Consider the following 12,445-nt stretch of genomic DNA (forward strand, 5'->3'; position numbering starts at 1 on the left):
TTACAACGAATGAGTATCAAACAAATACAGGAAACCATCGCCTCCACCAGGGAGAAAGTAGTAACACACCCGTTATACGCTGAATTGCAAACATTAGATGATGTTCGCACCTTTATGCAGTACCATGTATATGCTGTATGGGATTTTATGTCTTTACTGAAAGGACTGCAGCAACAACTCACCTGTGTAAACGTGCCCTGGGTTCCCGTGGGCAATGCTGCAACCCGTTATCTGATCAATGAAATTGTTACCGGTGAAGAAAGCGACGTGGATAAAGAAGGAAACCGTTGCAGCCACTTTGAACTGTATGAACGCGCCATGCAACAGGCCGGTGCCGACACCAGCCCCATAGAAGCGATTATAGCCGATATAAAAGCCGGAAAGTCCATTCAAAGCATTCTGGCTACAGCAGCCCTTCCTGAGGCCGTAAAAGGCTTTCTTAGCTTCACATTTGAGGTGATTGCTACCGGGAAGGCACATATTATGGCGGCCGTATTTACCTTCGGCAGGGAAGACCTGATTCCTGACATGTTCCTCGCACTGGTAAAAGACCTCGATCAGAAGTTTCCGGGCAAGCTGGATACCTTCATTTATTACCTGGAAAGACACATAGAAGTAGACGGTGATCACCATAGTCAACTGGCCATGCAAATGGTCAATGAATTATGTGGCATGGACAAAAATAAATGGGACGAAGCTGCTGAATATGCCCGTCAGTCGCTGCATTGGCGGCATGAACTTTGGAGCAGTATTCTCAGTGAAAAAGTGATTTCGTAAAATTTTCTCAAAAAAATTTTGCAATTCAAAAGAATGTATTACTTTTGCAATCCCCTCACGAGAGAGGGCAACAAAAAACGGATGGTGCGGTAGCTCAGTTGGTAGAGCAAAGGACTGAAAATCCTTGTGTCGCCGGTTCGATCCCGGCTCACACCACAGAAACGGAATAGTCAGTATCAAAGCTGATTATTCCGTTTTTTTTTTGCCTACGAATACCCTATCCTGGATAAAACTCTCTTCTCATTCTATCTATCCTCCTAATCAAAAATAGAGATGCTGACGCTTATTTAAACAACAATATTCAAATTCTCTTGTTTGAATTCATCAATAGACTGATAATAGTTTTTACTTACCTTTTCAGCATTAAGCACTACGAACGATACTACCATTTTTCCTAAAATCAAACATATTTTATGAAAAGAATTAATCCATTGATATTCATTGCGTTTTCTGTATTGGTTACCTTCTGTAGTAAAAAATCAGAAGATAAGCCCTCCACTCCAAATCCACACGAAAAGTTTGCAGTTACATTTAAAGTAAATGACTTTATTCAATCTATAGGAGACATTGATGCCAGAAACTCTTCTTCAGGCCAAAATCAGAAACAACCAGGAGATTCACTGAAGAAATATATTGATCACCTTGTAATGGTCATATATACCTCCAATAGCACATTTGTAAAGCAAGTCTCCCAGAACTCCTCTAATCCGGATTTTGGTGTATTTAAAGACTCTCTTCCAGCAGGGGATTACAGAATATCTGTAGTGGGTACCAAAGATTCTGTTCCGCTGAGTTACAGTAATCCTCCTGAGGCTGGTCCATCTCTCATTAATCTGACACTTCCAGGAACCGATGCGTTCTACAAATTCATGCAAATAGGTGTAAATGGGTCCATCAATCAGGTAGTTGTTCTCAGTCGGGTGGTCGCTAAAGTAAAGCTGATTATTAAAGATCGTATTCCTTTTGACACCAAGAGTATTTCAATAAAACTCTCCGCCTTTCCGTCGAGTTCTGTACCGGACATGAATGATGTGTTCTCTGGAATAAGTTTATCTTCAGGAGGTTACTATTATGCTGTACGGGGACAATTTATCTATTATCCCCTGGTATACAATATCCCGGATTCTCTCAGAGGAAGTACCAATTTCACTTCAGAATTTTATGTATTAGTATTACCTAATACGACAAAAATGACCATGCAACTTACCAGTAACAAAATGGATGGCACTGTACTCGCACAAAAGGACATTTACGATATATCAATAACCGCTAACAAGAGAACTATTCTTACTGGAAATCTTTTCGATGGAATAACAACAGATACTTCTGGTCTCTCTGTCGGCATTGACGGGAGATGGAATGCAGACAGTACAGTACAGACCTTTTAGAACCATAATAGCATTAAGAAAAGGACGATAAATAAAATTTTATCGTCCTTTTCTTATTCTCCTTGTCTAGAAACGCTCTAATGATACTTCCTCTTTCCCCTAATGTTTTGAACAATTCCAGCCGATAAGCGCCAGGATACCGAGAAGTGGAACCTTTAAATTACAGGCCTTCAATATAACTCCATATCCAACTAAATAACTTTTTTCCAGCGAAGTCCTCTCCTGAAAAACCGTTATTGTCTGTGAAAAACTGTTGATTACCATCTTATTTCATGAAATATAGCTATCCCCAATTTATGAAAATTGATTACCCTTCATGAAATATGGTTAAAAACACGTGTTTATATGAAAAATAATTATTTAGATGGTCAGGTATGTTTCACTAATTTTCTTGATGAAATGACTCGCTCGCAATGAAAAAATCTGCAACTGTAATCTATGATAAATTAAAGATTACGCCTGAAGAGCCCAACTAGCATTCCGACTCAGACATTTATACAATTTGATGAAATCATCGATGAAATACTTCACCATCTCCCCGCTCCTTTCCACAATAAAAAAAGGTCATCTAACGATGACCTTTTTTTATGCCCGGAAGTGCCGATCCAACCGGGTCATAGCATTTACTATGCCCAGGAGCTCTGACCTCCACAGGCGTATCTTGTTTTATTAATGCGCCACTTTAATATACCCCCACCCTTCTCTCTGTTTAGTGATTATTTCATAAATAGCATCCGGTACTACTTCAACTCCCGGGATCAATTCACTGGCATTTTTATTATTCCGCTTCATGGTAGCGCCACATACTTTTACGCTCACTTTTTTATTGTTCAGCAACTCTGTGAGGGCTGGTGTTATTTTTGATTTATCTTTTAACACCATATCCAATGCATCGCCGTAAACGGCCACCTCCAGTTGTGCATCCGGACTACCTTTCAGGATACCGTTTACCTGCCGCATCACCGTGTTATGATCCTCTACCGATTTACTGGTAATATCAAATATTACCTTGTAATCAGCCTGGGCATAAGATGCAATATATCCCAGCAAACATCCAACAAGTACAAACAACTTTTTCATGATCATATTTTTATTTGAATGAGGAATTATTTAATGTGCTGCTTGTCTCTCTGATGCAGAATAGGACCAAATGGACCGTATTTATGCTGTTGTTCAGAAAAGGTATCGCTGAACGGCCCGAAAGGATGATCTGCCGGCTTGGTGCTTATTACTGGCCAGTCTTCCGGGAATCTTTTAACAGGACGTGGTTGTGAATTTACAAAGGCAGCCACATCCCAAGCTTCCTCGTCCGTTAATTGTGTTTTACTATAGTCGGTGCCAAACGGCATATTGCTTTTTACATACCCGGCAAATCTTGATATCCGGTAAATGCCGGCGCCCGTATTATAAGAGTGCTCTCCCCACAAAGGCGGATACTCATACTCCACAGCACTTGCTGATAGCTTACCCATGCCATTCTCTCCATGACATTTACTGCATTTCTGCACATATACCAGCTTGCCCTTTATCGTGTCGGCCTCTCTTTCGAGGTACGGCAGCTCTTTTATTCCGCTTCCGGGAGGTTTGTATCCTTTAGGCACATCTTTCCCAAGCCATTGTATGTAAGCGATAATAGCCCTGAGCTCCTGGCTGTTACTGTCGAGCGCGTTCCCATTAAGACTGCGGATCAGACAATCATTCACCCTTTTGGCAATCGATTCAACCATGCCGCTCCTTTCCCTGAATTTCGGGTATGTAGATGCCGTGCCTCCATAATTGTTTCCCCAGAGCCTGGTACCGGCGTCCAGGTGGCAATTCTGGCAGTTCATGCCATTGCTGATGACCGCAATTTTTCCCTTTGGTCCCAGATATACAGAAGTATGCGCAATAAGATCCCGGCCATACCGGATCATTGCCCCATTTGGCGTATGCGGAATCATACCCGTATCAGGAGCCAGCCATAACGCTTCTGTTGACTTCTTATCGTGTTTAACCTGGTTGCTGAAAAACACTTTAACAACAACCAGTATCAATCCCAGCAACACCATGCTCCACAACACCCGGAAAGAAATCTGTTTCATCCCGCAAAACAGTAGCCGCAATTCCGTTCCTGGGCGCGACCTACAGCCCATACACCGGAAGGCACCAATTGTATTCCCGGTAAGATTCCTTCGATCCATTCTTTCTTGACCTCTGCAGCGTCGAGCGACATGTTTTGCGCCACCACTGCGCTGTACACTGTTATCGCCATGTTACATACACAGAATAATACGCCGCTGGCCTGCAGTTCATTGATCCCGATAGCTACATCGCCAACGCCCGGAACTTTAAAATCTCCCGGCTTCGGCTGCCAGAACGGGTTTCTTACTGCCGGCGCCTTTGTGGCAGGATCATCTGCTTTAAATACTTCTCCAAATTTATACTTCTCCCATAGCTCACTCTTCATAGCATATGGAATCGCGTCATGACGCAATACCACTACCACACAGCATTCTTTTTCTGGCGTACCCGTAGCGGCATTGGTCAGTAAAAACACTTTTGGCCACGCAAAAGGCAGTATGTCGTGCGGACGAACCACATCCAGCACCATTTTGTGTTTGCCCTTGATTTTATTCACCCATGCTTCGGCGTCTTCGGGAACGATATTCATTTTTTCGGGGGCGAACGCCGCCTGCAGGTCCAAAGGAACAAAGGACGGCATAGTAAGCACCGTTGCCCCTGCGATGATTTTCCCGAGAAAATCACGGCGGTTGGTTGCTTCGTTTTCACTATAACTCATATGATTGCTGTTTTGATGAATGCAATATTTACCTGTAACATCAGCCATTGCTAATACCAGGCAGTCAATAAAACCAGCTTTAAAGGAATGCGGGGAATTTCGAGGAGACGGTCAAAAATATCAGAAGATGTATTTTCGACATAATTAATACGGTCAACTTCGTCAACCAATGTTATCATTGATTAACCGTACTAACACGGGGAATTACAAGTGATGCTAATTTAGGAAAATAAGAAAGGGAACTATCGGATAAAAGTGACAAAATTTAAATTCCCAATGCCAGCTCCAGGCTGCTGCGGAAACCAGGATATTCATGTGGTAAACATCCTGCGAAATGCCTGAACTCTTTGATAAAATGAGTTTGGTCGCTGTACCCGAACCGGCTGGCCAATAAACACCATTGAGTTTTTCTTTCCTTTTCTATGTATTCAATCGTTCGCCGGAAACGCACAATACGACAAAATGTTTTCAGGCGAAGCCCCGTTTGTTCCAGGAAGTTTCTTTCCAACGTACGTTTGGTAAGATAGGTTCCCAACTCCAGTTGGCGGATGGTAATATTACCGTCTGCTGCATATATCAGCCGTATCGCTTCATTTAAACTTCTGGAATATTTTCTTTCGCTTAATAACTGCCGGAGAAGAAATGCTTCCAGCATAGCAACCTGCTCCTGGCCATTATTGCATTCCCTTAGCAGCTCTCCCAGTTCATGCATTTGAGAACCGGCAACCGACAGATCAATGGTTTTATTTGTGAAGTTTGTTGCAGGAATATGAAAGAGTTTAAACCAGGCGCCAGGCTTAAGATTTACCACCAGGCTTTTCATTCCGGCATATATGCAGCGTTCACAAACAATATCATTAGGGCCTGTAATACTGTCTGATGCCACATATTCCTTACTAGTAACATCATAAACCTTACCCGGCGGGCCTATATTAAATACAATGCTTTGAATAAGATGCGGCAGTATGGTCATCTTCCGGCAGCCTTCCTCCAGGAAATCACTTTCCAGGATCAGGTAAGTAAGTACAAAATCCTGTAACAACCTGTGTGGCCGGAAAGATTGCACCTTGAACATATTCAAATGCTTTACCGGTACAAATATCTGAAATATTCGACTGCTTTGAACAATTAACAATAGCCGGGGCCAATCCTGACTATATAACAACGCTTTTTCGCATGACCGTCGCACCCATCGGCCCTTTCATTGCGGATCTACATTGATCGCTATTCCCAGTATCTTTCCTATGGCCTCTTTCACCTCTTCCACCCTCTCGTTAAACCGCAGTCCTGATTGGGTAACCAACCTATCAAACAGGTGAATACTGCCATTTTCTGCCAGCTGTTGCAGCTGAAATATATGCTCCTCTCTTATCACTTTCTTATCAAACCAGCTCGAGTATAAAACAAAGTAATAAACCTCAAAAGCAGACTGATTAAAATACAACAGGATCTTCCTGATATCAAATGCACTGTTATCCAATACCAGGTTGAGGCTAAAAAGAAAAGAGGTATCTGATGCAGTATGGTACTGTATAACAGATTTAATGCGGTTAAGCTGGTCATCTGCCCGGCAGTAAGGGTCTGGCGTATTTACAACAATAAATTTTTTGTTCCACAACGCATCCAGTTTTATGGGCTGTTTAAAGAGATAAAATTGCTTTCTCTGAAACAAGTATTGAATGGTTCTTGTTTTGCCTGAATGTGGTTCACCAACAATGACAAATAATTTCCGTGGGTTAAAATTCATCTTCAAAAAAACACGGAAAACTTCAGAAATTTGTTAATCAATTGTAAACAGACTATACTTTTTCTGCCAGCCATGCAATTAGCTGCGCACACGGTAACAGCAACAGCTGTGCAAGCAAGGTTCCGCTGATACGGGCAATTACCATATAGGAAACAAATCTCCTGAAAGTACCCTCTGAAAGCTTGCCCAATACCACATCATCCGTAAGAATAGATAAATGCGGATCAATAAACAATACCATCAATACCGTGGCCAAACCGTTTATAACACCGGATAAATTACTGGCGGTTGTTCTGTACTCCGGGTTCAGATACGCAGCATAAACGCACGATAAAACTGAAATAGTTATGATAGCACTGGCCAACACATTGTAAATAAAAATGCGCCAGGGAATATCCCTGTGAGCCGGCAATTCCAGAAATTGCTCTTTTGTTGGCATCCGCATACTTTCTTTCACAAACTGCATACCGGCACCGGACAAGCCAACATAAAATAACCTGGGAATAGATTTGTGCACACTAAAATGCGACACCGCCTTAGATAGCAACCGCTGAAAAGTAGGGATCAGCAGTGCGCCAAGTATGGCACCAATCGTACACGACAGGATAATATACCTGAATATCCCCGTATTGGAAGAAACCCCGTGTTTCAGATCCTGCTCCACTGTTTTGGCCAGTAACGGCGCCTGCAAAGTATTGGCGGTGCGGGATAAAAGAACGAGGATATTAAATAAAGAAAAGGTAATGGCAATTCTACCGGTTTTTACGCCCACCAATCTCACGGCATAGGATAAGGTTGTCATCCCGTTAATAAACATCGTAAGCACAAGTACAATGATAATCTGAGTGGCCATTTTAGTAATTCTTTAAAACAATTACTAAAATAAACATTATTCTGTTCTCAGGCTCTTTACCGGGTTAACAGCCACTAACCGGCTGGTCATCCCTACTATGATCACCCCTACCAGCATTACAAGGGTAACACCCACCACCAGGAAAGGTAATAAGCCGATATTGACCCGGTAGGCATAATCCATCAGCCAGCCATGTAAGAGATACCACGACAACGGCCAGGCAATGATGTTGGAAACAACAATGATTCCTGAAAATTCTTTTATAAAAAGCAGCAGTATGTTTAAGCCCGATGCACCGAGTACTTTTCTTATTCCCATCTCCTTATTCCTTTTTGCAATACTCATAGTAACAATTCCCAGTACTCCCAGCAATACAATCATCAGCGACACTACTGTAGCCGCCTTGGCAGCCTTCTGCATCTGTGTTTCGGTATCATATAGCTGTGCTATACTATCATCCAAAAATTTGAAATCAAAAGGAGCATCCGGGAAAACCTGCTGCCATTTGCGCTGCAATGCTGCTATTTGCGCAGTTGTATTTCCCGCATTAAAGCGGAACGATAAATACCGGTATATATTCGCACCCCGCACAGGTTGAAAATAAACCGGGGTAATAGCATCACGCAGGGTGCCAAAATGAAAATCGCGGGTAACGCCACTCACATGCACCACCGGGCTAAAATTATACAACCGCAGCGGCTTATTGATGGCCTCTTCCGCACTCTTCCAGCCCAATGCCTTTACGGCTGCTTCATTGATAACAATTTTTGCAGAATCCCCTGGAGTGCCGTTATAAAAATTCCCCACATCCAGTTTGATATCGTAGGTGGCCAGGTAACGTTCGTCTGTAATAAGCGATACTGCTGAAATAGCAGTGCTGGAATCATTTTCCGGCCTGTAAATCCTGCTGGCTCCGCTGGCTGCTCCATCCGGGATTACATAAGCAAAGGTGGCGTCTTTTATTTCCGGCATGGCGCGAAATTCATCTCTCATACGTTCCATATGCAATACACCTGCTGTGGTCCAGTCGCGTGGCACCGCAACAGTTACCACCTTCTCTTTGTTATACCCAAGATCTGAATTGAAAAAGAAAGCCACCTGCCGGTCTATTACAATCGCGGCAATAAACACCACGATAGCCGTTACAAATTGTACCGTTACCAGCGACTGCCTGAAAAATAATTTCTCCTTTACATCCTTCAGCTTTCCTTTCAACGCCGTTACAGAAGGTTGCGCAGACAATACAAACGCAGGATAAATCCCTGCGAGTAAGCCTGTAAACAGGATAACGATCAATGGCAACACGGCAAACCAGGCAGGAAAAGAAGATAATGCTGGAATATCTTTTCCGATCATCTCACCAAATAATGGTCTTAGTATAAAATATAAACCCAGCGATACAATAAAAGAAAACGTAACGATCAGCACTGACTCTGTGATAAACTGAAGCACCAGCTGCAGCCGCTTTCCTCCCATCGCTTTTCGTACACCTATTTCTTTTAATCTCGTTAAAGAATTACCGATAGAAATGTTTACAAAATTTATAATCGCCATCAGCAGAATGAACAATGCCACTAAAGAAAAAACGGCGATCATTTTTCCAGCCAACCCTTTATTCATCATGAGGTACCAGTCTTTCAAAGCTACCGGTGTTACCTCCAGCGTACGTTGAATTTCTGCGGTGGTATTGGTGGCTAACAGCGTTTTTATCGGACCCCGCAACTGTTCGGCAGTAACGCCTGGCTTCAGCAATACATAACCCACAATATTGGGCGACAACCAGCTGGTAAATCCAAACTCCCTTCCGAAATAGCGGATACTGCCGGGTGAAAGAAATATTTCATTACCAGGTTTAAAAAAATTAGTGATGGTGTTAAAAGGCAGATGTTTTATTACAGCTGTTACTTCAAAATTGTCATTCCTGCCATCGAAGGATTGTATTCTTAGTAACTTCCCAACTACATCCGTTTGACCAAAATACTGCTTTGCTTTTTTCTCCGTAAGCACCACTGCATTAGGCTTATCCATTGCTGTACGCGGATCGCCATAGGCAACCGGGAAATTAAACATCTCAAAAAAAGTAGAATCCCCTGGTTGTACCCCTTCCCTGAAATGTTTATCTCCTACTGAAATAACAACGTTAATCCCATCATGGGCATAAGCCTTTTCTACCAATGAAGGATAATTGTCCTGCAATGCTTTTGTTAGTGGTCCTAATGTTGCAAACTCCACCCCTGTTTCCGGGTTTGCCCATTTGCTTCTCAGCAGAAAAATACGATCGCTGTTCTTCACAAAATGGTTCACCTGGTACTCTCCCCAGGTATACGCACCAATCAGCAATACAAAGGTGATCCCGATAGCTAATCCCCAGATATTCACCACAGCAAAAAAACGGTTCTTCGCCATATTTCTCCAGGCAATCAGAAAGTAGTTCTTTATCATAAACGAATGAATAGTGGTTTCTTCTTCCCGCGAAAAAAATGCCGCACCTCAACATATTGACGATCAACAGCATTACGGAGAATTTTTGTCCGCTACCGGACAACTTTTGTTCACTTTTGCACGGGAACGCCTTTGCGGGAAAAGGGACCTTTTCTCCCGTAAATTATCATGTAATCCTTCCTTTTTATTTGTATTTTGTACGCTTATTCCTCGTAGTAAATATTTTAGCATGAAAAAACTGCTTTGCATAAGCTTTATACTGTTAACCCACTGGGTATCTGCACAAGAGAAAAATATTCGCATTGCCACCCGCAACATCAGCCTCCTGTATGGCATTAACCACGAAGGCCGGTTAATACAACAATACTTCGGGCAGCAATTACAGCCAGCCACAGCCGACACCCTTTCACAGGGAAAACAGGAAGCCTATGTAACCGCAGGAATGGAAAGCCTGCTGGATCCGGCTATCCGTATTGTGCACAACGACGGAAACCCTTCGCTGGAGCTAAAGTACAGTAGCCAAACTTCAGTAAAAACAAACGACGATATCACTACTACTACCATTACACTCAAAGATCCCGTATACCCGGTAACCGTTATCCTCCATTTTGAAGCATATTATAAAGAAGATATTATCAAAGCATGGACAGAGGTAAAACATAACGAGAAAAAGCCGGTGCGACTAACTGCATACGCCTCTTCTATGCTTCACCTGAAAGCAGATAAATATTGGTTAACACAATTCCACGGCGATTGGGCAAAGGAAGCCGGTATGCAGGAACAATATCTTACCACCGGGATGAAGATCCTCGACAGTAAACTGGGGGTAAGAGCCAACATGCTGCAATCCCCGCTGTTCCTGCTGTCATTGAATCATCCCGCCGAAGAAGAAAACGGGGAAGTACTGGCCGGAACACTGGCCTGGACCGGAAATTTCAAATTTGGTTTTGAAGTAGATGAACATAATACCCTGCACGTTAATTCCGGGATCAATCCTTACGCGAGCGACTATACGCTAAAACCCAATGAAGTTTTTACCACGCCGGCGTTCATCTTCACCCTGTCGGCCAAAGGAGCCGGACAGGCCAGCAGAAACTTTCATCAATGGGCGCTCAACTACGGTATCCTCGATGGACACACCCCACGTTTAACCCTGCTCAATAACTGGGAAGCAACCGGGATGGACTTTAACGAACAACGGCTGATCAGTCTTTTCGGCGGTGCTAAAAAACTGGGTGTAGATATGTTCCTGCTCGACGACGGCTGGTTTGCCAATAAATTTCCCCGTAATGCAGACAATGCAGGTCTGGGCGACTGGGAACACAATACCACCAAACTTCCGCATGGATTAGGCTACCTCGTACAGGAAGCAGAAAAACAAAACATCAAATTCGGCATCTGGCTGGAACCGGAAATGGTAAATCCACAAAGTGAATTATATACGAAGCATCCGGATTGGGTACTTCGCCTGCCAAACCGCGCGGAAAACTATTACCGCAACCAGATGGTGCTGGACCTTACCAACCCTGCTGTACAGGATTTCGTATATAGTGTGGTAGACAAAACCATGTCTGAAAACCCGGGCATCGCTTATATCAAATGGGACTGTAACCGGATGCTGACCAACACTTATTCTCCTTATCTGAAAGAAAAACAATCGAATCTTTTTATTGATTATACCCGCAGCTTATATAAAGTACTCGACAGGGTAAGAGCAAAATATCCTCACCTGCCGATCATGCTTTGCTCCGGCGGTGGCGGACGTACAGATTATGGCGCCATGAAATATTTCACCGAATTCTGGCCCAGCGACAATACCGACGGATTGGAAAGAATTTATATCCAGTACGGATACTCCCACTTCTTCCCGGCCAATACAATGGCAGCACATGTTACCAACTGGGGAAACCAATCCCTGAAATTCCGCACCGATGTGGCCATGATGGGCAAACTGGGATACGATATCAAGGTGGATGATTTTACAGAGAAAGAATTACAGTTCAGTCGTGATGCCGTAACTACGTATAAGCGTATAAGTGATATAGTGTGGTATGGTAATCTTTACCGGCTTATTTCTCCCTATAAAGAAAACAGGGCGGTATTCCAGTATACCAGCGACGATCAGCAGAAAAGCATCGTTTTCAGCTACCTGATGAACATCGCAAAAAACGACGTGTTCACAATGGTTAAACTCCAGGGACTGGATCCTCAAAAACGTTATCGCATCAACGAAATAAATCTCTTCCCCGGAACACATTCTTCATACCACTTTGATAAGCTCTACAGTGGCGATTTCCTGATGAAAGAAGGTATTCAGCTGGTGGCCGGGAATGGCAGATCGCTGAGCAGTAATATCCTTGAAATAACAGCCGAATAAGTACGTTATATTTAAATGCGCTGTTTCCAACAATACGGGAAACAGCGCATTTTCTTTTGAGGAAAAATGAATCGCAGCTGAT

The 12,445-nt window shown here is 43.1% G+C and carries 10 protein-coding genes and 1 tRNA gene; 4 read left to right on the forward strand and 7 right to left on the reverse strand.

The annotated features are described in order from the left end of the window. Positions 1-9: 9 nt before the first annotated feature. The 3 genes from PV783_RS03065 to PV783_RS03075 all read left to right on the forward strand — a co-directional run bounded on the left by PV783_RS03065 (position 10) and on the right by PV783_RS03075 (position 2,165). Positions 10-777 carry a DUF3050 domain-containing protein gene (locus PV783_RS03065; RefSeq protein WP_420987069.1) on the forward strand — a complete coding sequence of 256 codons (768 nt, stop codon included), beginning with the start codon at positions 10-12 and terminating at the stop codon, positions 775-777. A gap of 83 nt (positions 778-860) precedes the next feature. Beyond that, a tRNA-Phe gene (locus PV783_RS03070) sits at positions 861-933 on the forward strand. 257 nt (positions 934-1,190) lie between these two features. Then, on the forward strand, positions 1,191-2,165 hold the full coding sequence (locus PV783_RS03075) for a hypothetical protein (protein WP_420987070.1): 975 nt from the start codon (positions 1,191-1,193) through the stop codon (positions 2,163-2,165). Positions 2,166-2,834: 669 nt separating this feature from the next. On the opposite strand, the gene PV783_RS03080 is transcribed toward PV783_RS03075, so the two are convergent. From PV783_RS03080 to PV783_RS03110, 7 genes are all read right to left on the reverse strand, one after another. Beyond that, positions 2,835-3,245 (reverse strand): DsrE family protein, encoded by a 411-nt coding sequence (locus tag PV783_RS03080; protein WP_227024449.1) that lies wholly within the window; start codon positions 3,243-3,245, stop codon positions 2,835-2,837. 26 nt (positions 3,246-3,271) lie between these two features. Further along, a complete protein-coding gene (locus PV783_RS03085) occupies positions 3,272-4,246 on the reverse strand; it encodes a c-type cytochrome (RefSeq protein WP_420987071.1) in 975 nt (324 codons plus the stop codon). Next, positions 4,243-4,944 carry a hypothetical protein gene (locus tag PV783_RS03090; RefSeq protein ID WP_420987072.1) on the reverse strand — a complete coding sequence of 234 codons (702 nt, stop codon included), beginning with the start codon at positions 4,942-4,944 and terminating at the stop codon, positions 4,243-4,245. The genes PV783_RS03085 and PV783_RS03090 overlap by 4 nt, the downstream gene beginning before the upstream one ends. A 265-nt stretch (positions 4,945-5,209) precedes the next feature. Next, entirely contained in the window at positions 5,210-6,019 is an 810-nt protein-coding gene (locus PV783_RS03095) for a helix-turn-helix domain-containing protein (protein WP_420987073.1), read from the reverse strand. A 126-nt stretch (positions 6,020-6,145) separates the two neighbouring features. Then, on the reverse strand, positions 6,146-6,562 hold the full coding sequence (locus PV783_RS03100; protein ID WP_133256128.1) for a hypothetical protein: 417 nt from the start codon (positions 6,560-6,562) through the stop codon (positions 6,146-6,148). Between the two features lie 181 nt (positions 6,563-6,743). Then, on the reverse strand, positions 6,744-7,544 hold the full coding sequence (locus tag PV783_RS03105; RefSeq protein ID WP_336387638.1) for a lipid II flippase Amj family protein: 801 nt from the start codon (positions 7,542-7,544) through the stop codon (positions 6,744-6,746). 36 nt (positions 7,545-7,580) lie between these two features. After that, a complete protein-coding gene (locus tag PV783_RS03110; protein WP_420987074.1) occupies positions 7,581-9,986 on the reverse strand; it encodes an ABC transporter permease in 2,406 nt (801 codons plus the stop codon). Between the two features lie 229 nt (positions 9,987-10,215). On the opposite strand from PV783_RS03110, the gene PV783_RS03115 reads away from it, so the two are divergent. After that, on the forward strand, positions 10,216-12,363 hold the full coding sequence (locus PV783_RS03115) for an alpha-galactosidase (RefSeq protein ID WP_420987075.1): 2,148 nt from the start codon (positions 10,216-10,218) through the stop codon (positions 12,361-12,363). The last annotated feature ends 82 nt before the right edge of the window (positions 12,364-12,445 follow it).

This window comes from Chitinophaga sp. CC14, from assembly GCF_048957795.1.
Lineage (GTDB): Bacteria > Bacteroidota > Bacteroidia > Chitinophagales > Chitinophagaceae > Chitinophaga > Chitinophaga ginsengisegetis.

What these genes read in the sequence shown, in the direction of transcription:
- PV783_RS03075 (WP_420987070.1), top strand. Translation starts at nt 1,191, where the DNA reads ATGAAAAGAATTAATCCATTGATATTCATTGCGTTTTCTGTATTGGTT.
- PV783_RS03080 (WP_227024449.1), bottom strand. Translation starts at nt 3,245, where the DNA reads ATGAAAAAGTTGTTTGTACTTGTTGGATGTTTGCTGGGATATATTGCA.
- PV783_RS03090 (WP_420987072.1), bottom strand. Translation starts at nt 4,944, where the DNA reads ATGAGTTATAGTGAAAACGAAGCAACCAACCGCCGTGATTTTCTCGGG.
- PV783_RS03095 (WP_420987073.1), bottom strand. Translation starts at nt 6,019, where the DNA reads ATGTTCAAGGTGCAATCTTTCCGGCCACACAGGTTGTTACAGGATTTT.
- PV783_RS03105 (WP_336387638.1), bottom strand. Translation starts at nt 7,544, where the DNA reads ATGGCCACTCAGATTATCATTGTACTTGTGCTTACGATGTTTATTAAC.
- PV783_RS03085 (WP_420987071.1), bottom strand. Translation starts at nt 4,246, where the DNA reads ATGAAACAGATTTCTTTCCGGGTGTTGTGGAGCATGGTGTTGCTGGGA.
- PV783_RS03115 (WP_420987075.1), top strand. Translation starts at nt 10,216, where the DNA reads ATGAAAAAACTGCTTTGCATAAGCTTTATACTGTTAACCCACTGGGTA.
- PV783_RS03110 (WP_420987074.1), bottom strand. Translation starts at nt 9,986, where the DNA reads ATGATAAAGAACTACTTTCTGATTGCCTGGAGAAATATGGCGAAGAAC.
- PV783_RS03065 (WP_420987069.1), top strand. Translation starts at nt 10, where the DNA reads ATGAGTATCAAACAAATACAGGAAACCATCGCCTCCACCAGGGAGAAA.